This is a genomic window from Pseudomonas sp. LjRoot71, assembly GCF_964253255.1.
Taxonomy (GTDB): Bacteria; Pseudomonadota; Gammaproteobacteria; order Pseudomonadales; family Pseudomonadaceae; genus Aquipseudomonas.
Genome location: NZ_CAXURA020000001.1, coordinates 2,052,038 through 2,067,145, shown reverse-complemented (window position 1 = coordinate 2,067,145; position 15,108 = coordinate 2,052,038). Strand labels below are relative to the sequence as shown.

General features: G+C 61.7%; 16 protein-coding genes. 7 read left to right on the top strand and 9 right to left on the bottom strand.

The window, feature by feature from the left end; all coding sequences use genetic code 11:
• Nucleotides 1–25: 25 nt before the first annotated feature.
• On the top strand, nucleotides 26–958 hold the full coding sequence (locus tag ACSQ17_RS09850; RefSeq protein ID WP_436068443.1) for an SdiA-regulated domain-containing protein: 933 nt from the start codon (nucleotides 26–28) through the stop codon (nucleotides 956–958).
• On the opposite strand, the gene ACSQ17_RS09845 is transcribed toward ACSQ17_RS09850, so the two are convergent.
• Nucleotides 927–2,318 carry a NorM family multidrug efflux MATE transporter gene (locus tag ACSQ17_RS09845; protein WP_436068442.1) on the bottom strand — a complete coding sequence of 464 codons (1,392 nt, stop codon included), beginning with the start codon at nucleotides 2,316–2,318 and terminating at the stop codon, nucleotides 927–929. The two genes, ACSQ17_RS09850 and ACSQ17_RS09845, sit on opposite strands and share 32 nt — an antisense overlap.
• Before the next feature lie 138 nt (nucleotides 2,319–2,456).
• On the opposite strand from ACSQ17_RS09845, the gene ACSQ17_RS09840 reads away from it, so the two are divergent.
• The gene (locus ACSQ17_RS09840; RefSeq protein WP_436068441.1) at nucleotides 2,457–3,386 is read left to right on the top strand and encodes a LysR substrate-binding domain-containing protein; all 930 of its coding nucleotides are present in this window, start codon (nucleotides 2,457–2,459) and stop codon (nucleotides 3,384–3,386) included.
• A gap of 336 nt (nucleotides 3,387–3,722) precedes the next feature.
• On the top strand, nucleotides 3,723–4,511 hold the full coding sequence (locus tag ACSQ17_RS09835) for a gamma-glutamyl-gamma-aminobutyrate hydrolase family protein (protein ID WP_436068440.1): 789 nt from the start codon (nucleotides 3,723–3,725) through the stop codon (nucleotides 4,509–4,511).
• A 56-nt stretch (nucleotides 4,512–4,567) separates the two neighbouring features.
• Here the strand turns inward: ACSQ17_RS09835 and ACSQ17_RS09830 are convergent, their stop codons facing one another.
• Complete coding sequence (locus tag ACSQ17_RS09830; RefSeq protein ID WP_436068439.1) at nucleotides 4,568–6,061, bottom strand: YifB family Mg chelatase-like AAA ATPase; 1,494 nt, start codon at nucleotides 6,059–6,061, stop codon at nucleotides 4,568–4,570.
• A 39-nt stretch (nucleotides 6,062–6,100) separates the two neighbouring features.
• Entirely contained in the window at nucleotides 6,101–6,370 is a 270-nt protein-coding gene (locus ACSQ17_RS09825; protein WP_436068438.1) for an accessory factor UbiK family protein, read from the bottom strand.
• 428 nt (nucleotides 6,371–6,798) lie between these two features.
• Here ACSQ17_RS09825 and glnK point away from each other — a divergent pair, with 428 nt between their 5' ends.
• From glnK to sutA, 4 genes are all read left to right on the top strand, one after another.
• Nucleotides 6,799–7,137, top strand: a complete 339-nt coding sequence (glnK, locus tag ACSQ17_RS09820) for a P-II family nitrogen regulator (protein WP_021700071.1) — start codon at nucleotides 6,799–6,801, stop codon at nucleotides 7,135–7,137.
• A 35-nt stretch (nucleotides 7,138–7,172) separates the two neighbouring features.
• Nucleotides 7,173–8,489, top strand: coding sequence for an ammonium transporter (locus ACSQ17_RS09815; protein ID WP_436068437.1), 1,317 nt, complete (start codon nucleotides 7,173–7,175; stop codon nucleotides 8,487–8,489).
• 92 nt (nucleotides 8,490–8,581) lie between these two features.
• Nucleotides 8,582–9,832 (top strand): ammonium transporter, encoded by a 1,251-nt coding sequence (locus tag ACSQ17_RS09810; RefSeq protein ID WP_436068436.1) that lies wholly within the window; start codon nucleotides 8,582–8,584, stop codon nucleotides 9,830–9,832.
• A 274-nt stretch (nucleotides 9,833–10,106) separates the two neighbouring features.
• Nucleotides 10,107–10,436, top strand: a complete 330-nt coding sequence (gene sutA / locus ACSQ17_RS09805) for a transcriptional regulator SutA (RefSeq protein WP_436068435.1) — start codon at nucleotides 10,107–10,109, stop codon at nucleotides 10,434–10,436.
• A gap of 72 nt (nucleotides 10,437–10,508) precedes the next feature.
• Here sutA and ACSQ17_RS09800 read toward each other — a convergent pair whose 3' ends face one another.
• From ACSQ17_RS09800 to lptM, 6 genes are read right to left on the bottom strand one after another with little or no spacing between them, the layout of a single operon-like run.
• A complete protein-coding gene (locus tag ACSQ17_RS09800; RefSeq protein ID WP_436068434.1) occupies nucleotides 10,509–11,204 on the bottom strand; it encodes an HAD family hydrolase in 696 nt (231 codons plus the stop codon).
• Nucleotides 11,201–12,097, bottom strand: coding sequence for a tyrosine recombinase XerC (gene xerC, locus ACSQ17_RS09795; protein WP_436068433.1), 897 nt, complete (start codon nucleotides 12,095–12,097; stop codon nucleotides 11,201–11,203). The genes ACSQ17_RS09800 and xerC overlap by 4 nt, the downstream gene beginning before the upstream one ends.
• Nucleotides 12,098–12,133: 36 nt before the next feature.
• The gene (locus tag ACSQ17_RS09790; protein ID WP_436068432.1) at nucleotides 12,134–12,832 is read right to left on the bottom strand and encodes a DUF484 family protein; all 699 of its coding nucleotides are present in this window, start codon (nucleotides 12,830–12,832) and stop codon (nucleotides 12,134–12,136) included.
• Between the two features lie 13 nt (nucleotides 12,833–12,845).
• The gene (gene dapF, locus ACSQ17_RS09785) at nucleotides 12,846–13,676 is read right to left on the bottom strand and encodes a diaminopimelate epimerase (protein WP_436068431.1); all 831 of its coding nucleotides are present in this window, start codon (nucleotides 13,674–13,676) and stop codon (nucleotides 12,846–12,848) included.
• A 5-nt stretch (nucleotides 13,677–13,681) separates the two neighbouring features.
• Complete coding sequence (gene lysA, locus ACSQ17_RS09780) at nucleotides 13,682–14,929, bottom strand: diaminopimelate decarboxylase (protein ID WP_436068430.1); 1,248 nt, start codon at nucleotides 14,927–14,929, stop codon at nucleotides 13,682–13,684.
• A 9-nt stretch (nucleotides 14,930–14,938) separates the two neighbouring features.
• The gene (gene lptM, locus ACSQ17_RS09775; RefSeq protein ID WP_233685546.1) at nucleotides 14,939–15,064 is read right to left on the bottom strand and encodes an LPS translocon maturation chaperone LptM; all 126 of its coding nucleotides are present in this window, start codon (nucleotides 15,062–15,064) and stop codon (nucleotides 14,939–14,941) included.
• Nucleotides 15,065–15,108: the final 44 nt, after the last annotated feature.

The following is a 15,108-nucleotide window of genomic DNA, read 5'->3' as shown; positions in this document are numbered from 1 at the left end:
CTGTAGTCGCCGAGAGTTAGTCGATATGCGTATTCACCTGACCTTGAAGCACCTGCTGTTGTCCATCCTGTTGCTTGTGCTGTTGTTGCTGGGGCTGCTGGCTCAGGAGTACCGCCTGTTTGGGCGTGCCTGGTTCAACGTGCAACAGTGGCAACATGCGGCCAAATGGCAGGAGGGCTCCATCTGGCTCTCTGACTATCAGGTTGAAATCGAGGCCAAGCCGATTGCTGGCTTGGATGATGATGTCTCGGCACTGACCTTCGATCCGGATCGCAACAGCCTGTTTACCGTCACCAACGACAAGCCACAGCTGATTGAACTGTCGCTGGAGGGTGAGATTCTCCGGCGCATCGAGCTGAAAGGCTTTGGCGATGCCGAAGCGGTCGAGTACATCAGCCCCGGCCTCTATGTGATCACCGATGAGCGGCGTCAGCGGCTGATCAAGGTACGGGTGGATGATACGACCACCGCCCTGCATGCCGATCAGGCTCAGCAGTTGTCCCTGAGCATTGGTCTGAATGGCAACAAGGGCTTTGAAGGGCTGGCCTATGACTCGGCGGGTCAGCGCCTGTTTGTCGCCAAGGAGCGCGACCCGCTGCGCATTTACGAGATTCATGGCTTCCCCCAGCGCGACCCGCAGCAGCCGTTTGCCGTGCACGTGGTGGATGATCATCAACGTGACGCCGGGCTGTTCGTGCGCGACTTGTCTAGCCTGCAATTCGATGAGCGCACCGGCCACCTGCTGGCGCTGTCCGATGAGTCACGCCTGGTGCTGGAGCTGAATGTCGACGGTCAGCCGATCAGCAGCCTGTCGCTGCTTGGTGGGCGCAACGGCCTCAAGCGCAGCGTGCCGCAGGGCGAAGGCATCGCCATGGATGATCAGGGCACGCTGTATCTGGTCAGTGAGCCGAACCTGTTTTACCGCTTCAGGAAATCTGAGACAGAGGCTGCCGACTGATTGTCGAAGGCCGCAGCAGGCGCGCAGTTTTCCATTCGAAGCCCAGGGTCAGGCCGATGGCGGCGCAGGCCAGACCGCCAGCCAGCCCCCACCATACGCCTTCTGCGCCCCAGCCCAGCGGGAAGGCCAGGATCCAGGCCAGCGGCGCGCCAACGGCCCAGTAGCAGCCGAGGCCGACCCAGAAGGTGGTCTTGGCGTCCTTGAGGCCGCGAATTGCGCCCATGGCGATGGTCTGGATGCCATCGAAGAACTCGAACCAGGCGGCAATCGCCAGTAACGCCACCGCCAGGCTCACCACCTCGGCATAGGCGCTGTCGCTGTGGTCGAGGAACAGCCCGACCACCCAGTGCGGTGCCAGCCAGAACAAACAGGCGAAGCCGAGCATGCACAGCGCCCCCAGGCCCAGGCCCAGGCGCCCGGCCTGGCGCGCCTGCAGCAGGCGGCCGGCACCGAAGTGCTGGCCGATGCGAAAGGTCACCGCGTAGGAAATCCCCACTGGCACCATAAAAGCCACATACACCGACATGATCGCGATCTGGTGCGCCGCCAGCTGGGTGCTGCCCAGAGCGCCCATGCACAGCGCGGCAAAGGCAAACAGCCCGGACTCCACCGCGTAGGTGCCGCCAATCGGCAGGCCCAGGCGCAGCAACTCTTTCAGCTCGGCCCAGACGGGTCGCCACAGACCGCGCCACAGTGGATAAGGGCTGTAGGCGCTGTGGTGCAACACATGCCAGGCCAGCAGCAGTGCCATGACATTCATCACCACGGCAGTAACCAGACCGATTCCGGCTAGGCCCAGCGGCGGCAGACCGAACCAGCCCTTGATCAGTGCATAGTTGAGGATGAAGTTGGCCAGTGCACCGCCAATGCTGATGGCCATCACCGGACCGGGGCGGCCGATGGCGCTGGTAAAGCCGCGCAGCGCCATAAAACTCATATAGCCGGGCAGGGCAAACACCAGGGTGGAGAGAAACTGCATACCACCGCTGACGTTTTCCGGCTTCTGGCCGAAATGCAGCAGCAGCGGGCCAAGGTTCCATAACGCCAGGCCGGCCAGCAATGCCAGGCCCCAGCCGAGCCAGAGGCCGTTCTGCGTCAGCCGGGTGACGCCGGCCGCATCCTGTGCACCATGACGGATCGCCACCAAGTTGCCGACCGAGGCAATCACCCCAACACAGAAGATCGACACAAACGAATAGCTGGCCGCGCCCAGCCCGCCGGCAGCCAAGGTCGCGGGGCCGAGCAGGCCCATCATCACGGTGTCGGTAAACACCATCAGTACATGTGCCAGCTGTGCGGCAATCAATGGTCCAGCGAGTTTCAGGATGGCGCTCAGTTCGCCGCGAAGCGGATGCTGCATGATGAGTTCTACTCAGTCAGAAGGCTTGCTCGGGTGATCCGCGCAGGCAGAGAATGTGCCTATTCTCATAAGCCAGCCGTGGCAGCACAAAAGGATAATAGCGATGACAGGCATGACTATTACTCATGGGTTGCGGGCATGAGTTCGCGTTTGCCGCCGCTCTATGCCCTGCGCGCCTTCGAAGCGGCGGCGCGGCACAGCTCTTTTACCCGCGCCGCTGAAGAGCTGGCGATTACCCAGAGCGCGGTCAGCCGGCATGTGCGCACCCTGGAAGAGCACTTCGCCTGTCGCCTGTTCGAGCGCCGCGGTCGCAGCCTGCAGCTCAGTGAAACCGCGCGCCTGCTACTGCCGGGCTTGCGTGATGGTTTCGAGGCGCTGGAGCGCGCCTGCAACACCCTGCGTGTTGACGACACGGTGCTGCGCCTGAAGGCGCCCTCAACCCTGACCATGCGCTGGTTGCTTGCGCGCCTGTCGCGTTATCGCCTGAGCAGCGCCAGCGAGGTGCAGCTGACCAGTGCCTGGATGGATGTGGACAAGGTGGACTTCCTGCACGAGCCATTTGACTGCGCGGTATTGCTGAGTCAGGGCGATTTCCCAGAGGAATGGGAAAGCACCGAGCTGTTTGCCGAGTGGCTGATTCCGGTCTGCGCGCCTGAAGCCTTGAGCGAAGAGCCCTGGGATCTGTCGCGTCTGCAGGCCGCCGAACTGCTGCACCCGACCCCGGATCGCCGTGACTGGCGGCAGTGGTTGCAGGCCATGGGCCTGGCGGATCAGGTGCCGCTCAAGGGCGGCCAGGTGTTCGATACTCTGGAGTTGGGCATGGTGGCGGCGGCGCGTGGCTACGGCGTATCGATCGGCGATCTGGTGATGGTTGCCGAGGATGTCGCCCAGGGTCGGCTTGGCCTGCCTTGGCCTTGTGCGGTGCCCAGTGGTTGCAGCTACTACCTGGTATGGCCCAGGGCCCGCCGAGGTCAGGAGCGTTTTCGGCGGTTGCGTGATTATCTGGTGGCGGACGTGGCCGCGATGCAGTTGCCACAGGTTGAGCGGGCGCTGGGCTACAGCCGTTAGGTATCACAGACAGTGCGCGTAAAAAATATTGGACTGCCTTTCGCTGCGTATTTGATAAAAATCATTTAATAGCAATGTTTTATATCGATACGTCAGCCCTGGAAAGCCCTGCGGGCGGTCTGATTCTTTAACAATTTGCGCTGAATTGTTTGACATATTTTACGGCTTTGGCAGACTGGCCCCAGGGTTTCGAGCGCCACGCAGGTGCTGTGAGCACGGCTGTATGTGCCTGTGCAGGCGGTGTGGTGGGCGAACCAGCGGTAAAACAGGAAGCGTATGACGGCCGTCAACCTTCCTGCACAGCAACGGCAGGTCACGCCTGCCCCAAGGTGATGTATGTCCAACAACAATACGAAACAGCGCCCCGGCGCGCGTAAACCGGTTGTCCTGATGTCCATGGGCGCTCAAGAGCGCAAAGGGCATGCCTATCAAGTCATGACGCACAAATACATAACCCCTCTGGTCGAACTGTCGGGCTGTGTGCCGCTACTGGCACCTAGCTGCTGCGGTGCCGACGACATCGACCAGTACCTGTCGATGGTCGATGGCGTGTACCTGACCGGGGCCGGCAGCAACATCGACCCGGCGCTCTACGGGCAGAAAAACCTGACTCCGAGCAAGGGTCAGGATAAAGATCGCGATCTGTTCGATATCCCGCTGATTCGCGCGGCGCTGGCCCGTGGCTTGCCGCTGTTCGCCATCTGCCGTGGCATGCAGGAAATCAACGTGGCGCTGGGCGGCAATATTCACCAGAAAGTCTATGAAGTGCCCGGCATGAATGATCACCGCGAAGACACCAGCGCGCCGGTGGACGTGCAGTACGCCGACAGCCACAGCGTGCGTCCGGTGCCTGGCAGCTGGTTTGCCGAGCTGATGGGCGAGGCCGAGTTCCCGGTCAACTCGTTGCACGGCCAGGCACTGGATCAGCTGGGCGAAGGCATCGAGGCGCTGGCCCATGCCGAAGATGGCCTGGTTGAGGCGATTCATCTGCCAGCCGCCGAGCAATTCACCCTGGCAGTGCAGTGGCACCCGGAGTGGCAGGCGGCGCAGAACCCGCATTCGGTGAAGATCTTCAAGGCGTTCGGCGATGCGTGTCGTGAGCAGCTCGCCCGTCGCGAGCAGTAAGCGTTCCAGCTGCATATAAAAAAGCCCCGCATGCGGGGCTTTTTTATGGGCGTTACTCAGGTGCTGCTGGGGCGGTACTGCAAGGCTTCCGCCAGGTGGCTGCGGTTGATCTGCGCCGCCCTGTCCAGATCCGCCAGGGTGCGCGCCACTTTCAGCACCCGGTGCGCTGCCCGCAGGCTCAGGCCCAAGCGCTCGCAGGCATTCTCCAGCCACGGGCGGTCTTCGCCTTGCAGGCTGCAATGCTGTTGCACGCCATTGAGATCGAGGTGGGCATTGGCGCAGCCCTGGCGAGCCAGTTGCTGCTGGCGTGCTTGCATCACCTGCTCGGCCAGTTCGGCGCTGCTTGGCCCAGGTTTGGCGTCGGTGCTCAGTCGGGTGGTTTCCCGTGGCACGCTGAGGTGCAAGTCGATGCGGTCGAGCAGCGGGCCGGAAAGTTTGCCACGGTAGCGCTGGATCTGCTCGCTACTACAGCGACAGCGCCCGGAGGGATCGCCCAGGTGCCCACAAGGGCACGGATTCATCGCCGCCACGAGCTGAAAGCGCGCAGGGAAGCGCACCTTGTCCCGGGCGCGGGCAATTACGATCTGCCCGCTTTCCAACGGCTCACGCAGTACCTCCAGCACTTTTCGGTCGAACTCGGGCAGCTCATCCAGAAACAAGACGCCCTGGTGCGCCAGGGTGATTTCGCCAGGTTGTGGGCGGCTGCCACCGCCAACCAATGCGGGCCCGGAAGCGCTATGGTGTGGCGTGCGAAAAGGTCTTTGCGGCCAAGCACTTAGCGGGGCGTGGCTGGCCACCGAGTGGATCGCTGCGACCTCCAGTGCCTCCTGTTCATTTAGCGGTGGCAGCAGGCCGGGCAGGCGGCTGGCCAGCAGGGTTTTGCCGGTGCCGGGCGGGCCGGTAAACAACAGATTGTGCGAACCGGCGGCTGCCACCAGCAGGGCACGCTTGGCGGCGATCTGTCCCTGCACTTCGGCGAGGTCTGGGTAGGGCTGAACTTGGCGCAGCAGGCCCTGGGCCTGGTAGGGCGCAAGCGGCGTCTGGCCGTTCAGGTGCGCCGCCACTTCCAGCAGGTGTTCGACGGCAATTACCGTCAACCCCGAGGCCAGGCTGGCTTCCTCGGCATTGGCCTTGGGCACCAGCAAGGTGCGTCCAGCTGCACGTGCGGCCAGTGCGGCGGGCAGTACACCTTGAACCGGGCGCACGGCGCCGGACAGCGCCAGTTCGCCCAGGCACTCCAGTTGTTCCAGCGCACTGGCCGGCACCTGCCCGCTGGCGGCGAGAATGCCCAGTGCAATCGCCAGGTCAAAACGCCCACCATCTTTAGGCAGATCGGCCGGGGCCAGGTTCAAGGTAATGCGTCTGGGGGGGAATTCGAACGCGCAATTGAGGATGGCGCTGCGCACGCGATCCTTGCTTTCCTTGACTGCGGTTTCTGGCAGGCCGACCAGTGCCAGCGAGGGCAGGCCGTTGGCCAGGTGGGCTTCGACGGTGACGGCGGGCGCTTCAACCCCCACCTGGGCACGGCTGTGGACTATAGCCAGGGACATCGATCACTCCTTGATCGGTGGATGCATCCGCTCTTGGGCTTACTCGCTGGTTGTGCTGGCGTCTGCGTGACGTGCTTCCATTTCCGCAACCTTGGCTTCCAGCGCTTCCAGGCGTGCGCGGGTGCGCGCCAATACGACCATCTGGCTGTCGAACTCGTCGCGGCTGACCAGGTCGAGTTTGCTGAAGGCGCTTTGCAGCAGCACCTTGAATTGCGCTTCGAATTCGCTGCGTGGCAGCGGCGCATCACCGTTGAACAGGCGCGAGGCGTGGCTGGTCAGGGCATCTAGTAGAGCTTTGGGTGGCAGCATGGTGAGGTTCCGTTTACAGGTGGCGGCAGTGTAGCACGCGCCGTTTGTGGGCCTGGCGGGTGCAACTGACGCAGGTTGTGGCCGTGACTGCACGGTTTTCGCGCGCCCTGCGCCGAGTGTGTGCACTGTTGTTGTGCGTGGTGTGTCAGCAGATTTCTGCCTGATACCCGCATTTTCCGAGTAACTGCATGAAATAAATCGGTTTTCGTCAATCTGGCAAGCTTTCTGCTTTGTCTCTCGTGACGCATGCACCGATGCAGTTCCGGCGCGTTAGATGAAGCGGGGGAGTGCTTCGTCGGGAGCGATTGGTGAGCATCGGTGCTGCTGGGTCAGGGCTGCGATGCATTACAAAAGCCAGGCACTGCGCTTAGACTTGATCCGGGTTCGTAATTCCTGGGGCAAGTCCACCTTACACGGGAGAGAGTTACATGAAGTTAGTCACTGCCATCATCAAGCCGTTCAAGCTAGACGACGTCCGTGAGTCACTGTCGGAGATCGGCGTGCAGGGCATCACTGTTACTGAAGTCAAAGGCTTCGGTCGTCAGAAAGGTCATACCGAGCTGTATCGCGGTGCTGAATACGTGGTCGATTTTTTGCCAAAAGTGAAAATCGATGTGGCTATCGCAGACGATCAACTCGATCGTGTGATCGAGGCCATTACCAAGGCTGCCAATACCGGCAAGATCGGTGACGGCAAGATTTTCGTTGTAAACCTGGAACAGGCCATTCGCATCCGTACCGGCGAAACCGGCACCGACGCAGTTTAAGCCTCAGAACCCAACACGCCCCAGGAGAAAACAATATGACTCTGCGCAAAATCGCAGGGCTAGGAGCCCTTTTGTCCCTCGTTACCCCTGGCCTGGCCATGGCTGACGAGGTTGTCCTCAACTCTGGCGACACCGCCTGGATGCTCACGGCCACTGCGCTGGTGCTGTTCATGACCATCCCAGGCCTGGCGCTGTTCTATGGCGGCATGGTCCGTTCCAAGAATATTCTCTCGGTGATGATGCAGTGCTTTGCCATCACTGGACTCATGAGCATCCTCTGGTTTGTCTACGGCTATAGCCTGGCTTTCGACACGACCGGTATGGAGAAGGGTGTCACTAACTTCAACTCTTTCGTCGGTAGCCTGAACAATGTGTTTCTGGGCAACCTGACCAAAGAGAGCATGATCGGTGCTTTCCCTGAAAGCGTGTTTATCACCTTCCAGATGACCTTCGCGATTATCACTCCGGCGCTGATCGTGGGTGCCTTTGCCGAGCGTATGAAGTTCTCCGCCATGCTGATCTTCATGGCTATCTGGTTCACTGTGGTCTATGCCCCGATGTGCCATATGGTCTGGGCCGGTGACGGTGCGTTCCTGTGGGATGAAGGCGTGATCGACTTCGCGGGCGGCACCGTGGTGCATATCAACGCCGGTATCGCGGGTCTGGTGGCGTGTCTGGTACTGGGCAAGCGTAAAGGCTACCCAACCACCCCAATGGCCCCACACAACCTGGGCTACACCCTGATTGGTGCTGCCATGCTGTGGGTCGGCTGGTTCGGCTTCAACGCTGGCTCTGCTGCAGCCGCCAACGAAACTGCTGGTATGGCCATGCTGGTTACTCAGATCGCCACTGCTGCTGCTGCACTGGGCTGGATGTTTGCCGAGTGGATCACGCACGGTAAGCCAAGTGCGCTGGGTATCGCGTCGGGTGTGGTTGCCGGCCTGGTCGCCATTACGCCTGCGGCGGGTGCTGTAGGTCCGGTGGGTGCACTGGTCATCGGTTTGGCTGCTGGTGTGATCTGCTTCTTCTGCGCCACCAGCCTGAAGCGCAAGCTGGGCTACGACGACTCCCTCGACGTGTTCGGCGTGCACTGTGTCGGCGGCATCGTCGGCGCGATCCTGGTGGGTGCCTTCGGTGCTCCGGCCCTGGGCGGCTTCGCCGAGATCGAGAGCATCGCTGGTCAGCTGTGGGTTCAGACTGAGAGCGTACTGTTCACCATCGTCTACACCGGCATCCTGACCTTCGTCATTCTCAAGGTGTTGGATGTGGTCATGGGCCTGCGTGTTACCGAAGAGTCCGAGGCTGTTGGCCTTGACCTCTCCGAGCACAACGAGCGTGGCTACAATCTGTAAGCGCTGTTGATGTAGAAAACGCCCGGTTCTCCGGGCGTTTTTCTGTCCGCGCCAATGACGGCGTACGGTGTAACGGTACAACGGAGTACGTGATGGAAAGTACAGCATTAATTCCCTTGCAGTATGCGCTGGATACCTTCTTTCTGCTGGTCTGTGGCGCCTTGGTCATGTGGATGGCCGCGGGGTTTGCCATGCTCGAGTCGGGCTTGGTGCGGGCCAAGAATACGACGGAGATTCTCACCAAGAACATCGTGTTGTATGCCTTGGCCGGGGTGATGTACTTGTTGGTGGGTTACCACCTGATGTACAGCGGCAATGCGGGTGGTGTGTTGCCCAGTTTCGGTTTTCTGATTGGCGATGAGCATGCTGTGGAGCTCGTGACAGCGGGTGGTGAGGGGGCCCCTTATTACGCCAAGCGGGCGGACTTCTTTTTCCAGCTGGTGTTTGCAGCTACATGCATGTCAATTGTTTCCGGGGCGGTAGCTGAGCGTATGCGGCTCTGGGCCTTTCTGGCGTTTGCCGTGGTCATGTGCGGGGTGATTTACCCGGTAGAAGGGTATTGGACCTGGGGTGGCGGCTTTCTCAAAGAGGCCGGCTTCAAGGACTTCGCCGGATCCGGCATTGTGCATTTGGCCGGCGCCACGGCCGCGCTGACAGGGGTCATCCTGCTCGGCGCACGTAAAGGCAAGTACGGCCCCAAGGGACAGATCAATGCCTTTCCGGGGGCAAATCTGCCGCTGGCGACACTGGGCACGCTGATCCTCTGGTTTGGGTGGTTTGGCTTCAATGGGGGTTCGCAATTGAAGGTCAGCAGTATTGAGGATGCCAGCGCTGTTGCTCAGGTATTCGTCAATACCAACCTGGCAGCTGCCGGTGGCCTTCTCGCGGCGTTGATCGTGGCCCGTATCCTGTTCGGCAAGGCGGATCTGACCATGATTCTCAACGGGGCGCTTGCGGGTCTGGTTGCCATCACGGCTGAGCCGCTTGCACCAACCGCCATGCAGGCGCTGTTGATTGGTGGTGTCGGGGGGGTGCTGGTGGTGTTTGCGATTTTGTGGCTGGAAAAGCTCGGGCTGGATGACCCGGTAGGTGCAATTTCGGTGCACGGTGTTTCGGGTATCTGGGGGCTTCTGGCCGTTTGCCTGACCAACAGTGACGCGAGCCTGGGCGCTCAGTTGATGGGCATCGTATGCATCTTCGGCTGGGTTTTTGTCGCGAGTTTAGCGGTCTGGTCCGTCATCAAGCTGGTGATCGGCCTGCGTGTCAGCGAAGAAGCAGAGTACGAAGGTGTGGATATCGCCGAGTGCGGTATGGAAGCCTACCCGGAATTCACCAAGCGCTGATTTTCCTGGCTTCATACAAGGGTGCCTGCGGGCGCCCTTTGTTTTTTATGGTGGGCAACAATCCATACACCCTTTGCAGCTATCGTGCAAAACAGGCTTTGGTGCGGTTGTGATGCACTGGCAACAGCCCCTAGAATGCGCGCCGTTGAGCGCAGATCGCCGATGCGCAGCGCTTGGCCACAGCCAGACCCCTGGAATTTTTATCAGCGACGTTAGAAAGCTGACGCAGCTGGGCTATAACTACTCTGCTTTTCGCAAGTCATGAGGTTGGAACATGAGCGACGAAGATCTGGAACACGACGAATTAGAAGGCGCTGACGAAGACGAAGGCGAAGAACTGGCTGCCGCTGACGATGGCGACAGCAGCGATGATGGCGACGGTGACGACGAAGCCGTACCGGCCAGCAAAGGCAAAAAAGCCAAAGCTGCTGTCGACGTCGAAGAACTGCCGAGCATCGAAGCCAAGCAGAAAGAGCGTGATGCGCTGGCCCGCGCCATGGAAGAGTTCCTCTCCCGTGGCGGCAAGGTGCAGGAGGTTGAGGCCAATGTGGTCGCCGACCCCCCCAAGAAGCCGGACAGCAAATACGGCAGCCGCCCCATCTGAGTCGCTGACGTAAACACAAAGCCCGCAGGTTGATGACCTGCGGGCTTTTTTATGTCGCGAGTTTTGGGGCTATTACGCCCAGCTGTGCAGCAGTACCGGCAGCTCGGCCAGGCTGCGGATTTCCGCATCCGGGCGGTTGTCGGCGATCCAGGCCTTGCCTTGTGGGTTGAACCAGATCGCGCGCAGGCCGGCCGCTTGCGCCCCGGCAATGTCATCGGAGGGGTGATCACCGATATGTACGGCATGTTCTGCGGCGATACCGGCGCGCTTTAGCGCTTCGCTGAACGGCTTTGGGTCAGGCTTGCCGACGCCCAGATCTTCGGCGCAGAGGGCGAACTGGAAGTAGTCGGCCAGGCCCAGGCGACGCACATCGGCATTGCCGTTGGTAATCACCCCAAGCTGAAAGCGATTGGCCAGTGCTTCAAGGGTGGGATGCACTTCGGCGAACAGTTCGACCTGATGGCGTGCGGCGAGAAACACCTGAAAACCAGCCTCGGCCAGCACCTGCGCTTCGCCGTGCGGGTAGCCGGCGTTTTCCAGGGCATGAAAAAGGATGCGCCGGCGCAGCTCGCTGAGGCGATGCTTGAGCATCGGCTCGGCGGCCAGCAAGGTGGCGCGAATCGACCACAGGTGCTCCACCGGCACGCCGCCGAGCCGTGGTGCGTGCAGGGCCAGCCAGTTACGCAGCGCCGCTTCGGCGTCCTGCATCACCGGCGTGACATCCCACAGGGTGTCGTCGAGGTCGAAGGTGATCAGCTGAATACTCATTCTGCGCTGCCTTTGCGTTTGGCCCTTGGGTGAGCCTGATCATAAACGTTGGCCAGGTGCTGGAAATCCAGGTGGGTATAGACCTGGGTGGTGGCGATGTCGGCGTGGCCGAGCAACTCCTGCACTGCGCGCAGGTCCTGGGACGACTCCAGCATATGGCTGGCGAAGCTGTGGCGCAGCATGTGCGGGTGCAGGTGCTGGCCCAGTTCGCGCACACCGGCCTGGCGCACCCGCAATTGCACCGCACGCGGGCCAATGCGACGGCCTTGCTGGCTGATAAAGACGGCGCCATCGGCTGGGTTGGCCAGCGCACGCAACGGCAGCCACTGCTCCATTGCTTCACGTGCCATGCGGCCGATGGGCAGTTCACGGGTCTTGTTGCCTTTACCGGTCACCCGTACCAGCCCGGCGGGCAGGTCGAGGCCGTCCAGATTAAGGCTGACCAGTTCGGACAGGCGCAGCCCGGAGGAATAGAACAGCTCCAGCATGGCCTGGTCGCGGCGGGCGATAAAGTCGTCTTCCAGGGCACCGTCGAGCAATTGTGCGGTGCGGTCGGCGTCGAGGGTTTTTGGCAGCCGCCGTTCGCCCTTGGGCGGCATCAGGCCGCTGGCCGGATCACTCTCGCAGTGGCCTTCACGAATCAGGTAACGATAGAGGCCGCGGGTGGCCGAGAGCAGGCGGGCCAGGCTGCGGCTGGACTGGCCCTGCATATGCAGGCGGCCGATCAGTCGGCGCAGGCGTGGGGTGTCGAGTGCCGCCCAGCGGTCGATCTGCTCCTGGGCGCAGAAGGCCAGCAGCTTGGCCAGGTCATGGCTGTAACCGATCAAGGTGTGGGAAGAGAGCTGGCGCTCACTGCGCAGGTGTTCGAGGTAGGCGTCCAGGAGGTCTTGCATGGAAGCTCCCAGCGGAGCGCGGTGCAATATCGATTGCTAGCGCACCGAGCGCAGTGGTGTGGCAAAGCCCGGTACGACGCGCGCCAGCACTTCGGCGATATAACCGAGGAACAGCGTGCCCAGTGAGCTTTTGTAATGCTGCGGGTCGGCGCTGCCAATCGCTAGCACGCCATGCAGGCCTTGGTGGCTGATGCTGACCACCGCGGCCGAGCCCACCTGAGCGCCGTCTTCGTTGCCAAACAGGAAGTTCAGCTCATGTTCGCGCAGCACGCCGCAGATGGTTTTGCCGCCGGCCAACAGACCGCCAATGGCCTGATGCGCTTCGGCACTGCTGACCGAGCGGCCAACCGGCAGTGGAACGTCGCAAAACAGGATCAGGCTGACGAAGGGCACCTGAAACTCGCGGCGCAGGCTGTCTTCGACGCAGCTGACCACTTCTTCCAGGCTATTGGCATCGAGCAGGTCGAGCACCAGGCGGCGGGTCTTGTCGAACAGGCGGTCGTTGTCGCGGGCCACGTCCATCAGTTGTGAGAGGCGGTGGCGCATCTCGATATTGCGTTCACGCAGCAGTTTCACCTGGCGCTCGACCAGCGACACGGTATCGCCGCGCTGGTGCGGAATGCGCAGCTCGGGGATCAACTCGTCGTGGTCGATAAAGAATTCCGGATGCAGGCGCAGGTAAGCGGCAACCGTTTCCGAATCCAGTGGCTTGGGTGAATCCTGCTGGTCTGTCATACGCGCTGCTCAGTCATAAACGAACCTGTCCTTCGTACACCCGTACGGCGGGTCCGGTCATCATAACGGGCTGCCCCGGGCCTGCCCACTCGATGCTCAGTTTGCCACCTGGTAGTTCGATCTGCAGCGGGGAGTCCATCCAGCCCTGGCTGATCGCCGCCACGGCCGCTGCGCAGGCACCGGTACCGCAGGCCTGGGTTTCCCCGGCGCCGCGCTCCCAGACGCGCAGTTTGGCGTGTTTGCGGTCGAGCACCTGGAGGAAGCCGACATTCACCCGTTGCGGGAAGCGCGGGTGGTGTTCGAGCTTCGGCCCGAGGCTGTGCACCGGAGCGTTATCGACGCTGTCGACGCGCAGCACGGCATGCGGGTTGCCCATGGACACGGCAGCCAGCTCAACGGTCTGGCCATCGACCTCGACTGGGTAGCTGAGTGCCTGCTGTTCGGCCTGGAAGGGGATCTGCGCCGGGCTCAGGCGCGGCGCGCCCATGTTGACGCTGATCTGCCCGTCGTTGCGCACGTCCAGCTCGATGATGCCGCCCTTGGTTTCCACGCGGATCTGTTTCTTCACCGTCAGGCGCTTGTCCAGCACGAAACGGGCGAAGCAGCGTGCGCCATTGCCGCACTGCTCCACTTCCGAGCCGTCGGCATTGAAGATGCGGTAGCGGAAGTCCACGTCCGGGTTGCTCGGCGGCTCGACAATCAGCAACTGATCGAAGCCCACGCCGGTGTGGCGGTCGCCCCAGGCTTTGGCGTTTTTCGGCTGGATATGCGCGTGCTGGCTGACCAGGTCGAGGACCATAAAGTCATTGCCGAGGCCGTGCATCTTGGTAAAGCGCAATAGCATCAGACTTACTCCGGCAGGCGGCTTTCGCCCTCAAAGAGTTCGCTGAGCGTCTCGCGGCGACGCACTTCGAAGGTCTGTTCGCCATCCACCATCACCTCGGCGGCGCGGCCGCGGGTGTTGTAGTTGGAGCTCATGACAAAACCGTAGGCACCGGCCGAGCGCACGGCCAGCAAGTCACCTTCGGCCAGCGCCAGGTCGCGGTCCTTGGCGAGGAAGTCGCCGGTCTCGCAGATCGGCCCGACGATGTCGTAGTTGCGCGTCGCGCCATCGCGCGGCTGCACGGCCACCACGTCCATCCAGGCCTGGTACAGGGCCGGGCGGATCAGGTCGTTCATCGCCGCATCGACGATGGCGAAATCCTTGTGCTCGGTGTGCTTGAGGTATTCCACCTGAGTCAGCAGCACGCCGGCGTTGGCGACGATGTAGCGACCCGGTTCAAATACCAGGGCCAGGTCACGCCCGGCCAGGCGTTCACGCACGGCGGCGATGTACTCGCCGGCCAGTGGCGGCTGTTCATCGCGGTACTGCACGCCGAGACCGCCCCCCAGATCCAGGTGCTTGATGCGGATGCCGCGTGTGGCCAAACGGTCAACCAGTACCAGCAGGCGATCCAGGGCATCGAGAAACGGCGCCAGGGCCGTCAGCTGCGAGCCGATATGGCAATCGACCCCAACGATCTGCAGGTTCGGCAACTCGGCGGCGCGGGCATACACCGCTTCAGCCTGCTCGATGTCGATACCAAACTTGTTTTCTTTCAGACCGGTGGAAATGTACGGGTGGGTGCCGGCATCGACGTCCGGGTTCACTCGTAGCGAAATCGCCGCCGTCTTGCCCAGCTCGGCAGCCACCACTTGCAGGCGTTCCAGCTCTTCGGTGGATTCGACGTTGAAGCAGTGCACGCCGACTTCCAGAGCGCGGCGCATGTCATCGCGGCTTTTGCCGACGCCGGAGAAGACAATCTTGCTTGCTTCGCCACCCGCTGCCAGAACACGCTCCAGCTCACCGCGGGAAACGATATCGAAGCCGGCGCCGAGGCGCGCCAGGACATTCAGAACGCCGATGTTGGAATTGGCCTTGACGGCAAAGCACACTAGATGCGGCATGCCCTGCAGGGCATCGGCATAGGCGCGGTACTGCGCCTCGATGTGCGCACGCGAGTAAACGTAGGTCGGCGTACCGAAGCGTTGGGCGATGGCGGACAAGGCCACGCCTTCCGCGAACAGCTGACCGTCGCGGTAGTTGAAGGCGTTCATAGCTGGCCCTTATTCGGTTTGCGCAGGCGCTGGCTGACTTTCTTCCGGCAGGTACAGCGGGCCTTTCTGGCCGCAGCCCGCGAGCAGGGTGCTGACAGCAAGCATCGCGATAAAGGCAGTAAACAACCGCTTCATGGTGAAATCCTTGTAATAAAGCATGATTGCGCCGGAGTATACCG